This window comes from Chitinophaga sp. YR627, assembly GCF_900114995.1.
In the GTDB taxonomy this organism is placed as follows: Bacteria; Bacteroidota; Bacteroidia; order Chitinophagales; family Chitinophagaceae; genus Chitinophaga.
Map to the genome: position 1 here is coordinate 1,029,721 of NZ_FOUX01000004.1, position 17,954 is coordinate 1,047,674.

The 17,954-nt window shown below is 45.1% G+C and carries 19 protein-coding genes and 1 tRNA gene; 5 read left to right on the top strand and 15 right to left on the bottom strand.

All coding sequences use genetic code 11. From position 1 onward, the window contains the following. Positions 1-17: 17 nt before the first annotated feature. On the bottom strand, positions 18-1,058 hold the full coding sequence (locus BMZ72_RS24770) for a sensor histidine kinase (RefSeq protein ID WP_089812361.1): 1,041 nt from the start codon (positions 1,056-1,058) through the stop codon (positions 18-20). Positions 1,059-1,243: 185 nt separating this feature from the next. On the opposite strand from BMZ72_RS24770, the gene dxs reads away from it, so the two are divergent. Further along, positions 1,244-3,169, top strand: coding sequence for a 1-deoxy-D-xylulose-5-phosphate synthase (dxs, locus tag BMZ72_RS24775; RefSeq protein ID WP_089812362.1), 1,926 nt, complete (start codon positions 1,244-1,246; stop codon positions 3,167-3,169). A gap of 83 nt (positions 3,170-3,252) precedes the next feature. Next, on the top strand, positions 3,253-4,305 hold the full coding sequence (locus BMZ72_RS24780) for a ferredoxin--NADP reductase (protein ID WP_089812363.1): 1,053 nt from the start codon (positions 3,253-3,255) through the stop codon (positions 4,303-4,305). A 16-nt stretch (positions 4,306-4,321) separates the two neighbouring features. Here BMZ72_RS24780 and BMZ72_RS24785 read toward each other — a convergent pair whose 3' ends face one another. Continuing rightward, the gene (locus tag BMZ72_RS24785; protein ID WP_012788053.1) at positions 4,322-4,696 is read right to left on the bottom strand and encodes a hypothetical protein; all 375 of its coding nucleotides are present in this window, start codon (positions 4,694-4,696) and stop codon (positions 4,322-4,324) included. A 391-nt stretch (positions 4,697-5,087) separates the two neighbouring features. On the opposite strand from BMZ72_RS24785, the gene BMZ72_RS24790 reads away from it, so the two are divergent. Further along, positions 5,088-5,159 (top strand) — tRNA-Met (locus BMZ72_RS24790). A gap of 75 nt (positions 5,160-5,234) precedes the next feature. Here the strand turns inward: BMZ72_RS24790 and BMZ72_RS24795 are convergent. The 9 genes from BMZ72_RS24795 to BMZ72_RS24835 form a co-directional block, all read right to left on the bottom strand. Further along, complete coding sequence (locus BMZ72_RS24795) at positions 5,235-5,711, bottom strand: Dps family protein (protein ID WP_089812364.1); 477 nt, start codon at positions 5,709-5,711, stop codon at positions 5,235-5,237. 26 nt (positions 5,712-5,737) lie between these two features. Beyond that, positions 5,738-6,448, bottom strand: coding sequence for a pirin family protein (locus tag BMZ72_RS24800; protein WP_089812365.1), 711 nt, complete (start codon positions 6,446-6,448; stop codon positions 5,738-5,740). 153 nt (positions 6,449-6,601) lie between these two features. Then, complete coding sequence (locus tag BMZ72_RS24805; RefSeq protein WP_012788056.1) at positions 6,602-7,012, bottom strand: OsmC family protein; 411 nt, start codon at positions 7,010-7,012, stop codon at positions 6,602-6,604. A 303-nt stretch (positions 7,013-7,315) separates the two neighbouring features. After that, on the bottom strand, positions 7,316-7,843 hold the full coding sequence (locus tag BMZ72_RS24810) for a YceI family protein (RefSeq protein WP_089812366.1): 528 nt from the start codon (positions 7,841-7,843) through the stop codon (positions 7,316-7,318). Positions 7,844-8,097: 254 nt separating this feature from the next. Further along, positions 8,098-8,997 (bottom strand): helix-turn-helix domain-containing protein, encoded by a 900-nt coding sequence (locus tag BMZ72_RS24815; protein WP_089812367.1) that lies wholly within the window; start codon positions 8,995-8,997, stop codon positions 8,098-8,100. Further along, on the bottom strand, positions 8,994-9,776 hold the full coding sequence (locus BMZ72_RS24820) for a segregation and condensation protein A (protein WP_089812368.1): 783 nt from the start codon (positions 9,774-9,776) through the stop codon (positions 8,994-8,996). Before BMZ72_RS24820 ends, BMZ72_RS24815 begins: the two co-directional genes overlap by 4 nt. Before the next feature lie 94 nt (positions 9,777-9,870). Next, positions 9,871-10,821 carry a DUF3078 domain-containing protein gene (locus BMZ72_RS24825; protein ID WP_089812369.1) on the bottom strand — a complete coding sequence of 317 codons (951 nt, stop codon included), beginning with the start codon at positions 10,819-10,821 and terminating at the stop codon, positions 9,871-9,873. Between the two features lie 168 nt (positions 10,822-10,989). Continuing rightward, a complete protein-coding gene (gene mscL, locus BMZ72_RS24830; RefSeq protein WP_012788061.1) occupies positions 10,990-11,421 on the bottom strand; it encodes a large conductance mechanosensitive channel protein MscL in 432 nt (143 codons plus the stop codon). Positions 11,422-11,500: 79 nt separating this feature from the next. Continuing rightward, the gene (locus BMZ72_RS24835) at positions 11,501-12,247 is read right to left on the bottom strand and encodes a PPK2 family polyphosphate kinase (protein WP_089812370.1); all 747 of its coding nucleotides are present in this window, start codon (positions 12,245-12,247) and stop codon (positions 11,501-11,503) included. A 120-nt stretch (positions 12,248-12,367) separates the two neighbouring features. Here BMZ72_RS24835 and BMZ72_RS24840 point away from each other — a divergent pair, with 120 nt between their 5' ends. Then, a complete protein-coding gene (locus BMZ72_RS24840) occupies positions 12,368-13,237 on the top strand; it encodes a DMT family transporter (protein ID WP_089812371.1) in 870 nt (289 codons plus the stop codon). 52 nt (positions 13,238-13,289) lie between these two features. Here BMZ72_RS24840 and frr read toward each other — a convergent pair whose 3' ends face one another. Both frr and BMZ72_RS24850 read right to left on the bottom strand, forming a co-directional pair. Continuing rightward, the gene (gene frr / locus BMZ72_RS24845) at positions 13,290-13,853 is read right to left on the bottom strand and encodes a ribosome recycling factor (RefSeq protein ID WP_089812372.1); all 564 of its coding nucleotides are present in this window, start codon (positions 13,851-13,853) and stop codon (positions 13,290-13,292) included. Between the two features lie 101 nt (positions 13,854-13,954). Further along, the gene (locus tag BMZ72_RS24850; protein WP_089812373.1) at positions 13,955-15,109 is read right to left on the bottom strand and encodes a glycosyltransferase family 4 protein; all 1,155 of its coding nucleotides are present in this window, start codon (positions 15,107-15,109) and stop codon (positions 13,955-13,957) included. Positions 15,110-15,284: 175 nt separating this feature from the next. Between BMZ72_RS24850 and BMZ72_RS24855 the strand changes: the two genes are divergently transcribed. Continuing rightward, complete coding sequence (locus BMZ72_RS24855) at positions 15,285-16,127, top strand: transketolase (protein WP_012788066.1); 843 nt, start codon at positions 15,285-15,287, stop codon at positions 16,125-16,127. 180 nt (positions 16,128-16,307) lie between these two features. Here BMZ72_RS24855 and BMZ72_RS24860 read toward each other — a convergent pair whose 3' ends face one another. Further along, positions 16,308-17,537 (bottom strand): FtsX-like permease family protein, encoded by a 1,230-nt coding sequence (locus tag BMZ72_RS24860; protein ID WP_089812374.1) that lies wholly within the window; start codon positions 17,535-17,537, stop codon positions 16,308-16,310. Positions 17,538-17,549: 12 nt separating this feature from the next. Further along, positions 17,550-17,924, bottom strand: a complete 375-nt coding sequence (gene rbfA, locus BMZ72_RS24865; RefSeq protein WP_089812375.1) for a 30S ribosome-binding factor RbfA — start codon at positions 17,922-17,924, stop codon at positions 17,550-17,552. Positions 17,925-17,954: the final 30 nt, after the last annotated feature.

Below are 17,954 nucleotides of genomic sequence, written 5' to 3' on the forward strand. Positions count from 1 at the left end.
GGCGCGAAATACAATAATCAGAACAACGGCATCAGCACAATGGCTTCCACCGTTTCCTCATTTTTATTATAAATGTTAAATGATGCCTTATTGCCATACAACAGACTCAACCGCTGTTTTGTACTCTGGAGACCAAAACCATGTCCGGTGGTAGCAGCTCCTCCGATCTGTCCCGTATTTTCAATAGTAATTTCGTGGTGTGTATCCCTTACATGAGATCCTATTATCACTGTTCCGCCGCTGACTGTACGTGAAATACCATGTTTAATGGCATTTTCCACCAGGGTTTGCAGCATCATAGGGGGAATAGGTAACTCAAGTGTTTCAGGATCAATATCATATTGCACCCGCAGGCGCTCTTCAAACCTGATATTCTCCAGTGCAAGGTAATCTTTTACTATATCCAACTCGTTTTCCAGGTTCACTGTTTCCGCTTTTTCCACCTGCATGGAACTTCTCAGGATGTTAGACAACTCCGTAATGGCCGTCCTGGCCCTTTGCGGATTCTCATCTACCAGCGCCCTGATACTGTTCAACGCATTAAATATAAAATGTGGATTCAGCTGGGATTTGATCGTTTTCAGTTCCAGCTCCTTCACGGTACTTTCCAGTTTCAGCTTGTCCACCTGACTATTTCTGCTACGCTCGATATAGTGCCACACGAAGTAGATCAGCCACCAGATGGAGGTAATCAGGAAGATCGGCAACAGAAAAGTCAGGGTCGTCTGATCAGTCAGGGCCCTTTGTTGCCAGGAATACCGGTAAAGATTACCGGCAATCGTATTTCCCACATAAATAATCACCCCGGAACTCACCGTCAACGCGAAAAAAAGCAGCATCTGGCTCTCAAAGCTGTACTGGAACCAGTTCAGACGCTTGATGATGCTCCGCAGCAGGTGCGTGGCCAGCATGCCGAAAAACATGATGACCAGCAGGTTTACCAGGAAGTAGGATCCGAATGAACCGGCAAAGGAATAGGCAAAAAACAGATTAACTACTGAATAAGCCGTCCAGCCAAGGATCTGACACCACCAATATCTTGATATTCGTTTAAACATCTATCTGAAAATTAGTAAACTACTGCTACATTTTCAAAAATACCGATGTGCTTAGCCCGTCCGGGGCTAAATGTTATGAGTGGGTACCTTACATTGAAGAATGTCGAAATGTGCTGATGTATGGAATCACTGTACATTAGCACAGAATTTGTACTTTTGCTTACTTAAATCCTGCATCAAGAAGTATGAATATTACGCCGGGCCCTCTTTTGGGCAAGATCGAAACCCCTGCTGATCTGCGGAATCTCAGTAAAGAGCAACTGCATGAAGTAAGTGAAGAACTCCGCCAGTTCATTATTGATGTTGTCAGTGTGCACGGTGGCCACTTTGCAGCCAGTCTCGGAGTGGTGGAGCTTTCTGTCGCACTACACTATGTTTTTAACACCCCTTATGACCAGCTGGTATGGGACGTAGGTCACCAGGCCTATGGTCACAAGATCCTGACCGGCAGAAGAGACGTTTTCCATACCAACAGAAAATATCACGGTATCAGCGGTTTCCCGAAAAGGGATGAAAGCGAGTACGACACCTTCGGTGTAGGTCACTCCTCCACGTCCATCTCAGCAGCCCTGGGTATGGCGATGGCATCCAAATATAAAGGTGAAACCGACCGTCAGCACATCGCTGTAATCGGTGATGGCGCCATGACAGCAGGTATGGCGTTTGAGGCACTCAATCATGCAGGTGTTGCCAATGCCAATGTACTGATCATTCTCAATGACAACTGTATGTCCATTGACCCGAATGTAGGTGCGCTGAAAGAATACCTGACCGACATTACAACTTCTCCTACTTATAATAAACTGCGCGACGACGTATGGAACCTGCTGGGTAAACTCCCCGTAGGCAAACGCTTCACCCGTGATATGGCCTCCAAACTGGAAGCTGGTCTGAAAGGTGTTGTTTCCAGCTCCAGCAACCTGTTCGAATCTCTCAAACTCCGTTATTTCGGCCCGATCGATGGTCATAATATCGTGAAACTGGTAGATACCCTGCAGGATCTGAAAGACATTCCCGGCCCAAAACTGCTGCATATCGTTACCACCAAGGGTAAAGGTTATGCACTGGCGGAGAAAGACCAGACCACCTGGCACGCTCCGGGCCTGTTTGATAAGATCACCGGCGAAATCTTTAAGAAACCGGTGGATAAACCACAGCCGCCAAAATACCAGGACGTATTCGGTCATACCATCATCGAACTGGCAGAGCAGAACAAGAACATTATGGGTATCACCCCGGCGATGCCTTCCGGTTCTTCCCTGAAATTCATGATGGAGAAAATGCCGGACCGCGCCTTTGACGTTGGGATCTGTGAGCAGCATGCCGTTACCCTCTCTGCCGGCCTGGCAACACAGGGTATGCGCGTATTCTGTAACATCTATTCTTCCTTTATGCAGCGCGCCTATGATCAGGCTTTACATGATGTGGCTATCCAGAAACTGCCGGTTACTTTCTGTCTGGACCGTGCCGGTCTGGTAGGAGAGGACGGACCTACCCACCATGGCGCTTACGACATCGCTTTCATGCGTTGCGTTCCGAACGTGATCATCAGTTCTCCGATGAACGAAGAAGAACTCCGCAACCTGATGTATACTTCCCAGCTGCCTACCCAGGAATATCCTTTTGTGATCCGTTATCCAAGAGGACAGGGTGTAATGCCTGACTGGAAACAGCCATTCAAAGAGATCAAAGTTGGTACCGGCCGCAAAGTGCGCAACGGTAAAGATATTGCGATCCTCTCCCTGGGTCATCCGGGCAACTTTGTAACCGAAGCCTGCAAAGAACTGCTGGCTGACGGTCTGCAACCAGCTCACTACGACATGCGTTTTGTAAAACCACTGGATGAAGCCATGCTGCACGAAATATTCAGTCAGTTTGACAAGATCATCACTGTAGAAGATGCCGCTGTAACAGGCGGATTCGGTAGTGCGGTACTGGAATTCATGGCAGCGAATGGCTACAAGGCAGATGTACGTCTGCTGGGTATTCCTGACCGTATCGTTGAACATGGTAAACCAGATGAACTGCACCGCGAATGTGGCTACGATGCTGCTGGCATCGCTGCTGCTGCACGCGCTATGCTGAAAACAAAGATCACCGTTACAGCCTGATAAAAAGGGTTGTACCCGTAAAATAACAAGAAAGCCACCGGTTATGACATTGCTCATACAGGTGGCTTTCTTATTTTTATAATATGGATGAATTGTATATACACCTCCGCATCAGGGAGGTCATAGCGGAAACAGCGGATACATTTACTTACAGACTGGAGACTGTCGACGGACAGCCATTGAACTATCAGCCAGGGCAATTCATTACATTCCTGATCTATCTGCACGGTACCGAATACAGAAGGTCTTATTCCTTCAGTTCTACGCCCGGTATAGATCCTTATCCTTCGGTAACTGTCCGCGAAAAGCAGAACGGTGAGATCTCCCGTCATATACTTCGCGACTGGAAAGCCGGTGATAAGATCACGGCATTATTACCCTCCGGACGTTTTACCTTACTTTCGCACAGCACCACTCCCAGAGATATCTTTTTACTGGGCGCGGGAAGCGGTATTACGCCCTTATATTCGATCCTGAAAGATGTGCTGCATCATGAGCCCACAGCACATATCAAACTGGTATACAGTAACCGTTCCGAACAGCGGACGATATTCCATCAGCAATTACTGGCGCTTGCGGCACAGTTTCCTGAACAGCTGCATATCATACACCTGTACAGCAGCGAACCACCTGATCATATTATACGCCGGCTTGGCAATCTGTCGCTGGAACCACTTGTACAGCAACAGCTGCGCTATAATAAACAGGATGCGCAGTTCTTTGTATGCGGACCACCTGAATATATGCGTATGGCGCTCTTAACGCTCACTTTTATGGGCTTTGAAGAGGAACAGCTGCATAAGGAGAATTTCGTCGTAAATACTGCCCCGCAACTGGCAAGAATAGGCGTACCGGATGATGCATCTCTGAAAGATGTAGCAATACATTTTCGCGGGGGAGTACATCAGCTTTCCCTTCCCGGCAATCGTAATATACTGGCGGCAGCACTTGAGCAAGGCATAGCAATACCCTACAGCTGTAAAGGAGGTGTTTGCGGATCCTGCACGGCCCGTTGTACAGCAGGTAAAGTGTGGATGGCCCTGAATGAAGTATTAACGGACAAAGAGGTAGAACAGGGCTTTGTCCTCACCTGCACCGGTTACGCGGCTAGTGCAGCGGTAGTCATAGAGCTATAACTACCAGATAACAGGATCACGAGAAAGACCTGAATTTCTCAAATTCGTCCTGTAATTCGTTATACAATTTCCGGAAGGTATTCATGCGGTCATACATTACATCGTAATCATCAACCGGGCGGTCGTCATGTAATATGGCTGGCTGACCATTATTGGAGATCTTTTTTGAAGATTGCTTCAGATCATGACGGAGTTCATCTGCTTTTTCTTCCTGACAAATAAACTGGTTCTGGAAATGTTCGATCTGGGCCAGGGATTCATCGTCAGTTTTGTGGCGGGCAAGCTGCTCCAACTGACTACGCATAGACCGGATAGACTCCCTGGTAGCAATCACTTCGTCTCTCCAGTTACTGATCTGTTCGATGTCTGAGGTTTGTGCGGAAACTTCCATGTGTATTGATTTTAACGTGAAATAATTAAGCAATACAATATTCGTCCGTTACATATTTCTAAGGTACAAACCTTTTTTCACATAGGCAGCATCAAATAAACACCTGCCTATAATCCGCCATACGAGCCATTTTCAGGCCTTTTACCACATAGTATTTCTACCGGATTTTCTTCATGATACAAGCGCACAACTGACTACTAATCGTTTGTAATCTTTGCAGGCAGGTGGGCAACAGCAGATTATCGCATAATAAAAATAATTATTTCAGCATGTAACGCCCTGCCACTATAGGATTCACCCTCTTCAACTGTATTTTCAAGGGGTGATGGCAGATAAATTATATAACAAAGATTTTGTCATTAGAGAAAAAGAGCTATATTTGCACCCTCATTGTGAGGTAGAGCAGTGGTAGCTCGTCGGGCTCATAACCCGAAGGTCAGAGGTTCGAATCCTCTCCTCGCTACTCAGAAACACAAAAGCCGAAGTTATCTTCGGCTTTTGTGTTTTTATCACGTCACTGTCTATATCAGCCTATTCTCTATCTCAGATAAGCATTGTACATCCAGACGATCTTCTCCTGCTCACGGATATAAGTTGTGATCAGATCGTTTGTACCATCATCACCCACTTCATCGCTCAGCGCAGATACTTCACGTTCGATCTCTATCAGTGATTGCAGGCCGGACAACACATGTTGTACACACGCTACATCTTTACTTTCATTTTTCACTTCCGCAATAACAGATTGTTCTATATAATCAGAGAATGCATGCGTAGGTGTGAATCCCAATGTCAGGATCCTTTCTGCGATCTCGTCTATCTTCGTTAACGAGTCTGTATATAACTCTTCGAATTTTACATGCAGGGTGAAGAACTTATCACCACGAATGTTCCAGTGAAAGCCACGCACGTTCATATAAAACAACTGGTACGTAGCCAGCAGTATATTCAGTTTCTCTGCAAGTTCTTTAGATGTTTTCTTTTCAAGACCGATGTTCGTAGTCGCAGTACTCATATCGTTATGTTTTTGGGTAATGGTAATTAACTCATAGGAACATCAATCAACAAAAAGTTTGCCGCTTTGAGTGTCTTTACCGTAGCGCTATCGTAATTGCTTAACCCAATGGCATCACGTGCTTTCAGCGTTTCTCCGGCTACTTCCACCTCTCCGTCGAGTACAAAAAGATAGCTACCCTGCTGTGCCATTTTTGGCGTAATCTCCACACTTTGCCCCTCATCAAAATGTCCCAGTGAAAACCATGCATCCTGGTTGATCAGCAAGGCATCGCTGTCTGCTTCAGGAGAAACGACCACCTGCAGTTTGTTTTGTCTGTCAGCAACATCAAATGCTTTCTGCTGATAACGTGGTGTTATGTCCTTCAGTTTTGGGAATACCCATATCTGCAGAAAGTTGACCGGGTCTGTTTTGGAAGCATTGAATTCAGAGTGTGCGATACCACTACCGGCACTCATGATCTGTACTTCATTGCTGCGAATGATCTCGTGTCTGCCCGTATTATCACGGTGTTCAAGCGATCCGCTTAAAGGAATAGAAACGATTTCCATATTATCATGCGGGTGAGTACCGAAACCCATTCCACCTTTTACTATATCGTCATTGAGTACACGTAATGCACCAAAATGAATGCGTTCAGGATTGTAATAACCTGCAAAGCTGAATGTGTGATAACTCTGTAACCAACCGTGGTTTGAGAAACTGCGTGAATCCGCTCTGTGAATGATCTTGTCCATATATCTTATCTCCTTTACAATACAAATATCCTCATAAAATGAAGCCCGGGAAATGGATAGCTTGTTGAAAAGAGTGGACTATTTATACCTATAAAAAAGAGCCGTGCAGTATATCACGGCACAGCTCTTTCAAAATAATTTTTCTCTTACTGATTACGCCAGTTGAGCGTCCAGTGTGATCTCTGTATTCAACAGCTTTGAGATAGGGCAGTTTGTTCTTGCCTCTTCTGCCAGTTCGAGGAACTTAGCATTATCCAGACCAGGAACAGTTGCTTTTAATTCCAGGTGACTGCTGGTGATGGCGCCATTCTCCAGTGTGATCGTCGCTTTGGTATCAATATTTTCAGGGGTAAAACCGGCGCCGGAAAGCAGAAAACTGAGCTTCATGGTAAAGCAACCTGAATGCGCAGCCGCTATCAGCTCTTCAGGATTGGTGCCGGTACCGTCTTCAAAACGGCTTTTATAGGAATATGCTGTATTGTCCAGTACACCTGACTGTGAACTTACTGTACCTTTTCCATCTTTACCGGTACCTTTCCAGTTAGCGGATGCTGTTCTTTTCATAATAAATACGTTTGATTAGATGAATGAATATGTGAATGATCAAAGTGGTTAATCTTCCTGAAATTACTATTCTTTTTTGTTTCCAAAGACCTTGCCACTCGTAGATTTTTCTCTACAAGCCTGTATACAATAAAAAGCCGGATGAATCACTTCATCCGGCTCACACTATTGCTGGCAATCATCCTCAAAAAAACATCTTTCTCTTATCCATTGCCTCCACTCTTTTCCTGTCCTTAATTCTTTATTCCAGACTGTCTGACATTGTTTCATTATTGCAATGGCTTACTGCCAGTCTACTTCCGATTAAGCCTGTTTCACCAGCTGTACACTCGCCTGTAACTTCACTTCATCACCCAACACCAGACCACCATTATCAGTTACAGCGTGGAATGAAACACCGAAATCCTTTCTGTTGATTTTACCTTTAATATCGAAACCAGCTTTTGTCTGACCATATGGGTCTTTTACGATACCGCTGAATTCTACAGCCAGTTCTACTGGTTTGGTCACACCGCGCATAGTCAGGTCACCAGTTACTTTATAGTTCTCATCGTCCACTTTCTTCACACCGGTAGATACAAAGCTCAGCTTAGGATACTGTGCAGCATGGAAGAAATCTTCTGCCTGTAAGTGCTGATCACGCTGTTCGTTTTTAGTGCTGATGCTGTTTACATCTGCTTCGAAGGTGATCTTTGCATCAGTGAAATCATCGCTGCTGCTTTCTGCAGTTCCTTCATATTTACCAAAGTATCCAGTTACGCTAGAGATCATCAGGTGTTTTACCTTAAATTCTACATCGCTGTGAGATGCGTCGATTTTCCAGATTGCCATAACTTTAAGTGTTTTTTAAGTTTAGTGTTTTTTTAAGTCTTGCGTTGTTATTCGTTTTGTCTTATTTCCAACTGATGAACAAATACATCATCGATTCTCTTCATCCCTTCTCTTGTATTTGTTTGCCGTTCTTTTGTTTGTTATATCCGTTTCATTAAGACAATACAAAATTACATGTTGCAACAAATGTTAGGAATGGATAAAATGACTTAATCGGTGTACTTTTTTTCGCCGATTATAAAAAACACTAATTATCAAGCACTTGCGCGGGAAGCTTCTTTAAACTCGGAAGGGGTCTGGTTGGTATATTTCTTAAAGAAGCGGCTGAAGTAGTGGGGATCTTCAAAGCCCAGTTTATAGGCAATCTCCTTGGCGGAGAGATCTGTATTATATAAATAACGCTGTGCTTCCAGGATAACCCGGTTGCGGATATGCTCTCCGGCAGTGACACCGGACAACTGTTTGCTGATCTCATTCAGTAAGACCGGCTTGATATACAGGATCGCAGCATAGTCAGACACATTTTTCAGTGTGACATATTTCTCTTCGATCAGGTTTTTAAACTGCAGGAACAGGGAACTGTTATGTGTAGCATGTTGTTCCGGAGCGGCCAGCATACTGCTCCCCTTGATACGGGAGGCCAGTACCAGGAAGTAACGTAACAATCCATGGAAAGCAGTTTCATAGTCTGCTTCCTGCTGTTGCACCTCTTTCATCATCATATGCACTACCATCTCGAAGTCTTTTTCCTGCTCCGGATTGAGGGTAATGACGCTGCTGAACTGGTTATTAAAGAAGAGAGAGGAATTGATGCCCATCAGGGTAGCTGCCTGGTCTTTCAGACACATAAAAGCATCCTGGAAAGCGATCATATATCCTTCTATCCTGTCGCTGAATTCCATCTTATGCACCTGTCCCGGCGCCAGGAAGAACAGGGTATTCTTCTTTACGGCATGTGTGACGGTGTCAATGGTATTGATGAGTTGCCCTTTTTTGATCCAGTAAACGGTATAGAAATCATGTCTGTGGGGGATACCATTGCTGGAAAAGAACCCGTCTCCCAGTTCGCAAAGTCCGGATACGACAAATTTCGGATCCGCCTGTGCGTACTTCGGCAAAGACACTATTTCTATATGTGCTCGTTTATCACTCATTCTAATGTACCGGCGACTTCTACTTCCCGGTCCTCAGGCTCAATGTAGTCAATTATAAAGTTATTCCTGCCTTCTCCCACCATAATTCCCAGGTATTTCATCTGCACCAGTTCCAGCATCCCCAGGAACAGGAAGATGGCATGTACCCTGTCACGACAAAGGTCAAAGATCTTTTCAAAAGCGAGGGTCTTTTCTCTGGCTGCCAGGTCAATCATATATTCACGGGATTCCTCCATGGTGTATTCATATTTGTATACAACGTGCTGAGGCTTGTTTTCCCGCTGTTTGATCCTTTGCATCACCTTTTCAAAGGTCTGGGTCAGTTTGAACAGGGTCAGGGTCTGTATTTCAGTCCCTTCACTGGTCTCTTCCCCAATGCTGGCAAGTTCTTTCTTTATATTTCCGCGTTTGAGCTGCAACATACGCTCTGCCTCGCGTTCTGCGAGTTCAGCGGCGGCCTGCTTGAAACGCTTGTATTCCAATATCTTGTCGATCAGCTCCTGACGGGGATCTATCTCGATACCCTGTTCATCCAGTTCCTTACGGGGCAGCAGCATTTTAGCCTTGATACGCATCAGGGTGGATACGAACAGGATAAATTCGCTGGCCAGCTCAATATTGAGCGATTCCAGGTGATGGATATAATCAAGGAAATCGTTGGTGATAGTAGTAATGGGGATATTATAAATGTCCAGTTCGTCCCTTTCAATAAAGAAGAGGAGCAGGTCAAACGGCCCCTCAAACTGGGGTAATTTTATTTTGTAGGAGTTGTCATTCATAATGTTATGTATGGCTTTCACTTGTATTTCAGCACCAAATGGCAACCGCATTTATCAAGTGAAAGCCATCAAAAATAACGAAAATTCCCGCTCATCAGAATTTGGCGGTGAATCCGACCCCGATCACCTGTTTGACCTGCAATCTAGGGCCTAAAACGCCTGTTTTGGTATTTTCGAAAACACGCACATCGTCATCATAGATCATATCCAGGGATATGTTTGCCGAGATGTACTTGTTCACCTGCAGGTTCAGGCTATTGGTCCAGAAGAGGTCAATATTCTCCGGGTTATTCTTGTAATTGGAGTACAGGTCCATCCTGGTCTTATAAACAATATTTTTTGCCAGTGTCTTTACCCAGTTCACCGTCAGGTAAGCACCCAGCTCACTTTTCACATGTTTGCCGGTATCTACGCCGAATGCAGCCTGCGCAGCCAGGCGATCGTCCATCACAACCACATAACGCGCAGTAACAGGAGAGAAGAATACGGACAGCTGATCACTGGGTTTATAGTCAAGACCCGGAGACAGCAGCACATATGCCGGAGAGAAGAAACGGGACACCAATGTAGGCTTCACAGAATCTACATTTGAATACAGGTAACCATCGGTGAACTGTGTACGTAGATCCAGCAGGGCACTCAGATACAGGTTCTTTCCGATCTCGTAGCCATATTTTGTGGTGATACCGATACGATCATCACTTTTACGACCACCAAGACTGGTCGTATTAACGTAACCATATGCGAGGTCCAACACATTATCCCAGTTGTTTTTCCCCTTCTTATAAAATGCATACGCATTCAGATTGGATGCTACGGAGAAGGAGAATTTATCACCACCCGCAGCCCAGTTGGTAAGAGTTCCCTGATTAATGTTCAGGTTGAAGATGCCACCTTTTTTCCATACGGCAGGTATGGTATCGGCAGCGTCTTTCTTGATTTTTCCGCTGGCTTCTTCTCTGGATGTTTTCATCCAGTCGCTTTGTGCGTGCAGCACCTGGAAGCATACCAAAAAGCAAATAATAGTCAGGACGGATGTTCTCATCAGTGTAAAAAGTTGTTTAATGCTATGGATAATATGATTGCCGTTATATCGGCGTTACGAACATGCCGCGTCAATTGAACGCGGCCGCAAAGTTAGGAAACTAAAAGAGAATTTTTTCGGAGTTGGAAGAACGGCCGGATAACGGTTTACTATCCGGCCGTTATGGGTTTATTTATTCTTCAGTGCGTCACGGATCTCCATGAGCAGCTTTTCTTCATTAGTTGGCGCTGGTGGGGCTGCTGGTGCTGCTTCTTTCTTCTTACGCATACTGTTCATGAATTTCACGAGCAGGAATATACAGAAGGCAATCAATATAAAATCAATGATACTCTGTACAAATGCACCATAGGCAAATACCGGTGCCCCCGCTTCCTTCGCCTTTTCCAGTGAAGGGAAATCGGTACCCTTACTTGTATTCAGCAACCAGAACTTATCTTTGAAATTAATACCGCCAGTAACAATCCCCAACACTGGCATAAAGATATTATCAACCAGTGATGTGACGATCTTCTGAAATGCACCACCAATGATCACACCGACAGCCAGATCCATTACATTTCCTTTCGTGGCAAACTCTTTAAACTCTTTGAAGAAAGACATATACAACTATTTTTTAAGGGTGAAGACAATCAGTTGCTAAGATAGTTATTATAAGTTACAACATTCATTCACATGACATTTACTGATCCAGGTTAGGATACTGCATTTCAAACGAACGCAGTGTATCCCTCAACGTTTGTGCCACCACATATTCCTTGTACCAGTTTTTATCTGCCGGTACAATGTTCCATTTCACCTCGTTGCAATTTTCAATGGCATCTTCATACATCTTTCTGTAGTCCTTCCAGAGTTTGGCTTCTACAGAATCGCTCTTGTTGTACTTCCACATTTTACGCGGATCTTCCAGTCTTTCCTGTAATCGTTTTGACTGCTCTTCCTGCGAAATATGCAGATAGAATTTAAGGATGGTAGTGTTGTTGTCTTCGCTTAACAAACGTTCAAAATTATTGATCGCCTGCATCCTTTTTTCCGCAGTTTTATCGTCTATCCATTTATGTACCCGCTGTATAAGAATATCTTCATAATGAGAACGGTTAAACACCTGTATCATACCTTTTGCCGGTACATGCCGGTGAATACGCCACAGGAAATCATGCTCTTTTTCCTCGTCGGTTGGCCCTTTGAACGACTTTACGTTAACGCCCTGCGGATTCATATTTCCCAGTACCTTACGTATCAGGCCATCTTTACCGCTGGCGTCCATTCCCTGTAATACAATCAACACGGAGTGTTTATGTTCTGCATATAGCAGATTTTGTAATTCATCCAGTTCCTTGACGATCTCCTTGGTCATTAACTTGATAGCTTCCTTATCCATTCCATCGGGAGGGGTTGTACTGATATCTGATAATCTGATCTTACTCATGCTGAAAGGGTTAGTTCATGTATTTGTAACAAAATACAATCCGAAGTGTTGCGGTAGCACGAAATTCTACTCATCTGTGTACCAAAATATTCGGACCTTGCATGCTTAAATCAACCGCTTGTGAACAACCGTGCCATTCACTGGAGCATTTTCCTTCTTTTATCACTCACCTGGGGTAGCTCCTTCATTCTGATGAAAATCGGTCTGCAGGCTCTTTCACCATATCAGGTAGCCAGCCTACGCCTGCTTAGCGCCGGTATTGCCCTGCTGCCTTTCTTTATAAAATTCATCCGTCAGACGCCGCTGAACAAGATACCGATGATTATCCTGTCAGGTATTCTGGGCAATCTTCTGCCGGCATATCTGTTCTGTATCGCAGAAACGCGTATAGACAGTGCGCTGGCTGGTATACTGAACAGTCTTGTACCATTGATGTCATTGCTGGCAGGCTTTTTCCTGTTTCGCGCCCCTATTGTAAAGCAGCAGCTGCTGGGTATCTGTGTGGGATTGCTGGGAGTAGTCATGCTGTTTGCCGTGAAAGGGGTGGATGCCGGCTACTGGTATTATGGCCTCTGGATCGTGGTAGCCACCATCTGTTATGGGCTAAATATTGCATTGGTGCACCATCACCTGAAGGGGTATAGCTCCCTGCAACTGGGGTCCATTGCGCTTTTCTTCTGTGCTGTTTTCGCCCTGCCGGTACTGATCTTCAGTGGCTTTTTTGGCATCCTCTCAGGGCCATCTATTCCATGGAGCTCTCTGGCAGCGAGTGTAACACTGGGTATCCTGGGTAGTGGTGTTGCGTCTGTATTATTCTATATCCTGATCAATAAGGCCGGGGCTATGTTTGCCTCGATGGTGACCTATGCCTTACCGGTAGTCGCTATTGGCTGGGGCCTGGTAGCAGGAGAGCAGATCTCCTGGTTACAGGTACTTTGTCTTGGTATCATTCTGGCCAGTGTATATACTGTCAATAAAGCAAAACGCTGACCCATCGGATCAGCGTTTTGCCTGCATCTTATATATAATAAGTGCTGTCCCGTTAGATAACCATGATATCTTTCTCTTTCTGAGCAGTGTGTTTATCTACCAGTTCAATATGTTTGTTGGTCAGGTTCTGTACGTCTGCTTCAGCATCTTTCGCAGTATCTTCGCTCAGACCATCTTTCTGCAGTTTCTTGATACCTTCGATCGCATCTCTGCGAATATTTCTGATCGCAACTTTTGCCTGCTCACCTTCGTTCAATGCACGTTTTACAAACTCTTTTCTTCTCTCTTCGGTCAGTGGTGGCAGGAACATGCGGATGATGATACCGTCATTCTGTGGATTAATACCAATGTTAGAGGCGATGATAGCCCTTTCAATTGGCTGGAGCATATTTTTTTCCCATGGCTGAACTGTCAGGGTACGGGCGTCTGCCACGGTGATATTAGCTACCTGCGCGAGGGGAGTAGGAGAACCATAGTAGTCTACCGTGATTCCGTCCAGTATCTGCGGATTGGCTTTACCGGCCCTGATCTTGGTAAGTTCCGATTCCAGGTGTCCGATAGCCTTACGCATGGTTGCGGTGGCATCTTCTATTATTAACGTTAGATCATCTTGCATAGCAAAAAATAATTAAGTGCCTGCAAACCTACAGGATTTATCTGAATTTGGAAAGGGGGAACGGAGGGGAAGGTCCCGGTACAGGATGACCGGGCCTGAAATTATTTGTCCTGAAGGATACCCTTTGTATTTACGCGAAGGATCTTTGGATGGTTAATAGCAGCCTGCGCTTCATTTGCCGCATCACTGATAGCAGAAACCGCCAGTGCACGCAACATTGCCTCTTTTCTTTTTTTCATCTGGTACAGTACACCAGTCAGCAGCAGGGCAGACCCAAGGATCACGCTTAACAGATACGCAGAACCAATATTCTGTAATGCGAATGCTAATACGATATAACCAGCATTGATGGATACCATTACCACGGTCGTCTGTCTGTGGGTCAGACCCAGTTCCAGGAAATAGTGGTGGATGTGGTTACGGTCAGCCGAAAAAGGAGACCTTCCATGCATCATACGGATCGCAAAAACACGTAATGTATCGAACAGTGGCATTATCAGAATTGCAATAGCCACAATAGGAACAGCGTTTACAGGCAGTTTTCCTGCAGGATTACCTGCCACATCGATGAACTTGATCACCAGGATCGCATTCACCAGTCCAACCATCAGGGAACCGGTATCGCCCATGAAGATGCGGGCAGGAGAAATATTGTAGATCAGGAATGCAGCCAGACCACCGGACATTGCAAAACCCATTACCGCATACAGCAATTCGCCGGTATACAGAAAATAGGTACCCAGTACACCGGATACCAGCATGCCGATACTACCCGCCAGACCGTCGATACCATCTATCAGGTTGAATGCATTGATGATTACCAGGAATGTAAAATAGGTAAGCATCAGGCTGATGTAAGGAGGCAGGGCTTCGATTCCCATGATACCATACATACTATTGATCTGTAAATTACCGAGGTATATAACAGCAAAAGAGGCCATCAGCTGGCCAATTAGTTTCTTTAATGGAGAAAGACCTACGATATCGTCTTTCATACCAACCATAAAAATAACTATAAAAGCTGCGACCATGTACTGAAATGGAGAATCGGCAAACCCTGGTACGCATACCGCGGAAGCCATCACAAATCCAGAAAAGAAACCTATACCCCCTAAAGTTGGTATACGCGCCTTGTGAGATTTTCTTTCGTCCGGTTCGTCATAAAGATGTTTCAACTCTGCAACCCTGATCAGTACGGGGATTGCAAAATAGGTTATAACAAAACTCAGGACAGTCGCAATTAAAACATTCTCCATATTGGGAGGGGCTTGATTATTACAAAGATATTAATTTCAATCAAATGTGTATCACAAAAATAGGAAATTAAAAAGAATTGAGTCTTAGTCACTAAAAACTATTAGCTTAGAGACCAAATATGCCAGATTCTATCTAAATTCTATTAATTTAGCAATCTCAAAATTTGCAATTATCATGCCTCAGTTGAAAGACATAGCAACACAAATAAGACGGGATATAGTTCGTATGGTGCATGGCTGCCAAAGCGGCCATCCAGGCGGTTCTTTAGGATGTGCAGATTTCTTTACTGCGCTCTATTTCAAAATAATGCAGCATAAGCCGCAGCCTTTTGAAATGGATGGTTTAGATCAGGACCTGTTTTTCCTCTCCAACGGGCACATTTCTCCGGTATTCTACAGCACTTTAGCCCACGCAGGCTATTTTGACAAGTCAGAACTGGCCACTTTCCGCAAACTCAATTCCCGTCTTCAGGGTCACCCGACTACACACGAACACCTTCCAGGTATCAGGGTAGCATCAGGTTCCCTCGGTCAGGGTATGAGCGTAGCTATCGGTGCTGCACTCTCCAAGAAATTAAATAATGACGATCGTCTGGTATTCTCCCTCCATGGTGATGGTGAACTGGAAGAAGGTCAGAACTGGGAAGCGATCATGTTCGCTCCTCACCATAAAGTTGACAACCTGATCGTAACAGTAGACTGGAATGGTCAGCAGATCGATGGTACCGTTGAACAGGTAGGCGGTCTGGGTGACCTTGAACCTAAATTTGCATCTTTCGGTTGGAAAGTATTGCACATGGACGGTAACAACATGGATGAAGTGGTAGCTACACTGGAAAAGGCAGTTAGCCTGACCGGTCAGGGCCAGCCAATCGTAATCCTGATGAAAACTGTAATGGGTAAAGGTGTTGACTTCATGGAAGGCCACCACGAATGGCACGGTATTGCACCAAGCGACGAGCAGCTTGCTAAAGCGCTGGAGCAGTTACCGGAACCAGCAGAACTGGGGGACTACTAGTCTGCAAGAATCTGGCAATTACGAATGATAGATCAATGTGGTCTGCATAACACCACTAAAGACTTCGAATAAATAAAAGAGGCGGTCCCTTATGGTGATCGCCTCTTTTATTTATTACCCGGACATAAAAAAGCCCCCGTCATCCGGAGGCTTTCTCATATGATGATATGATACTGATCGTCAGGTTGCTTTTAATTCAATACCCTGTTTCCCTGCTCTTCTGGCCGGATACCAGCTGGCTGCTCCGCCAATGACAATGATCGTCACGCTCACCAGGATGAAGTCTGAAATATGCATACTCACCGGATAGGCATTCACCAGAAAAGAATCCTCCTCCAGTTTGATCAGACCGAAATGCTGCTGTAGCAGGCAAAATCCGATACTGATACCAAATCCGATAACGGTACCGATCGCCGCAATGATCATTCCTTCTGCCAGGAATATACGGGTGATCAGTCCCGGACGGGCGCCCATTGCCTTCAGGATCGTAATATCCTTTTGCTTTTCCATCACCAGCATGTACAGACTACCGATCATATTAAAAGCCGCGATCACAAGTATAAAACTCATGATCACATATACCGCCCATTTTTCCGTCTGCATAATGGCATACAAAGCCTGATTCTGTTCGTAGCGGGTCTGGAGATTATAGTTAGTACCCAGTACTTCCTGCAACCGGCGTTTCAGCACATTGTCATCCAGTCCTGGGCTAGCCTTTACCTCCAGCGCTGACATTTCATCTTCATTCATGCCAAGCAGTCCGCGCATGAACGCAATATTGGTAATGACATATTTGCTGTTGAACTCCTGCTGAATTGCGAAAGAACCGGCCGGATACAGAATGCCGCTTCCAAGAGCATCTTCCGGTGTGGTGACACTGCTGACGTTCCTTCGCGGCAGATATACGCTGACGGGGGTCAGGTCTCTGTCCACATCCACACCCAGTGCCATTTCAAGCTCAATGCCCAGCACAGCCGTATAGCCGTCCTGCTCATTGCCGGTGTCAAACTTACCTCGGGATATACTTTTATCGACCGCAGCCACTTTATTGTAGTTACTGTCTACGCCCTTCAGGATAGCGATCGTCTGATCTCCCTGTCCGTAGCGCAATACCGCCTTTTCCTCTATCACTTCCGTCATATAGGCAACCCCTTTCACACCGGCAATCTGTTTCAATTGCGCCGGCGTGAGGGTAATACTTTTTCCACTTACTGCACTGATTTTTACAGAGGGATAGAAAGTAGAGTATAAGGATTTCACCAGTCCTTCAAATCCGTTGAAAACGCTGAGAATGACAATCAGCGCGCCTGCACCCACCGCAATAGCCGAAACACTTACCCAGGCAATGATATTGATGGCATTGGTACTTTTTTTTGCCCTGAAATAACGGGATGCGAACTGCCAGATCAAAGTGAAGCTATTTTATTTGTTTTCCTTCCCTGCGTCGTCTTCTTTGATCTTTTTGAACAGCTCTTCCATTTTGAAGATGTATTCCAGCGTATCATCGAGGAACAGCGTGATTTCGGGTATACGGCGTAATTGTTTGCCCACACGGTTTCCCAGGTCTTTCTTGATTTCACCCATTCTTTCCTTGATCCTGTTCACCATTTCATGGGAATCAGCTATTTTGAACATGCTCAGATACACTCTTGCCTCCAGCAGGTCTGGCGTCAACTTCACGGAAGAGATGGAGATCATCCCCCCATCCACGACGTTGAATCCCATCCGCTGAAATATTTCGCTCAGTTCCTTTTGTAATAGCTGTCCTATTTGTTTCTGTCTTTTGCTTTCCTGCATAATGTTTAAAGATTTGAGATTGTATTAACT

What these genes read in the sequence shown, in the direction of transcription:
- BMZ72_RS24770 (WP_089812361.1), bottom strand. Translation starts at nt 1,058, where the DNA reads ATGTTTAAACGAATATCAAGATATTGGTGGTGTCAGATCCTTGGCTGG.
- dxs (WP_089812362.1), top strand. Translation starts at nt 1,244, where the DNA reads ATGAATATTACGCCGGGCCCTCTTTTGGGCAAGATCGAAACCCCTGCT.
- BMZ72_RS24780 (WP_089812363.1), top strand. Translation starts at nt 3,253, where the DNA reads ATGGATGAATTGTATATACACCTCCGCATCAGGGAGGTCATAGCGGAA.
- BMZ72_RS24785 (WP_012788053.1), bottom strand. Translation starts at nt 4,696, where the DNA reads ATGGAAGTTTCCGCACAAACCTCAGACATCGAACAGATCAGTAACTGG.
- BMZ72_RS24795 (WP_089812364.1), bottom strand. Translation starts at nt 5,711, where the DNA reads ATGAGTACTGCGACTACGAACATCGGTCTTGAAAAGAAAACATCTAAA.
- BMZ72_RS24800 (WP_089812365.1), bottom strand. Translation starts at nt 6,448, where the DNA reads ATGGACAAGATCATTCACAGAGCGGATTCACGCAGTTTCTCAAACCAC.
- BMZ72_RS24805 (WP_012788056.1), bottom strand. Translation starts at nt 7,012, where the DNA reads ATGAAAAGAACAGCATCCGCTAACTGGAAAGGTACCGGTAAAGATGGA.
- BMZ72_RS24810 (WP_089812366.1), bottom strand. Translation starts at nt 7,843, where the DNA reads ATGGCAATCTGGAAAATCGACGCATCTCACAGCGATGTAGAATTTAAG.
- BMZ72_RS24815 (WP_089812367.1), bottom strand. Translation starts at nt 8,997, where the DNA reads ATGAGTGATAAACGAGCACATATAGAAATAGTGTCTTTGCCGAAGTAC.
- BMZ72_RS24820 (WP_089812368.1), bottom strand. Translation starts at nt 9,776, where the DNA reads ATGAATGACAACTCCTACAAAATAAAATTACCCCAGTTTGAGGGGCCG.
- BMZ72_RS24825 (WP_089812369.1), bottom strand. Translation starts at nt 10,821, where the DNA reads ATGAGAACATCCGTCCTGACTATTATTTGCTTTTTGGTATGCTTCCAG.
- mscL (WP_012788061.1), bottom strand. Translation starts at nt 11,421, where the DNA reads ATGTCTTTCTTCAAAGAGTTTAAAGAGTTTGCCACGAAAGGAAATGTA.
- BMZ72_RS24835 (WP_089812370.1), bottom strand. Translation starts at nt 12,247, where the DNA reads ATGAGTAAGATCAGATTATCAGATATCAGTACAACCCCTCCCGATGGA.
- frr (WP_089812372.1), bottom strand. Translation starts at nt 13,853, where the DNA reads ATGCAAGATGATCTAACGTTAATAATAGAAGATGCCACCGCAACCATG.
- BMZ72_RS24850 (WP_089812373.1), bottom strand. Translation starts at nt 15,109, where the DNA reads ATGGAGAATGTTTTAATTGCGACTGTCCTGAGTTTTGTTATAACCTAT.
- BMZ72_RS24855 (WP_012788066.1), top strand. Translation starts at nt 15,285, where the DNA reads ATGCCTCAGTTGAAAGACATAGCAACACAAATAAGACGGGATATAGTT.
- rbfA (WP_089812375.1), bottom strand. Translation starts at nt 17,924, where the DNA reads ATGCAGGAAAGCAAAAGACAGAAACAAATAGGACAGCTATTACAAAAG.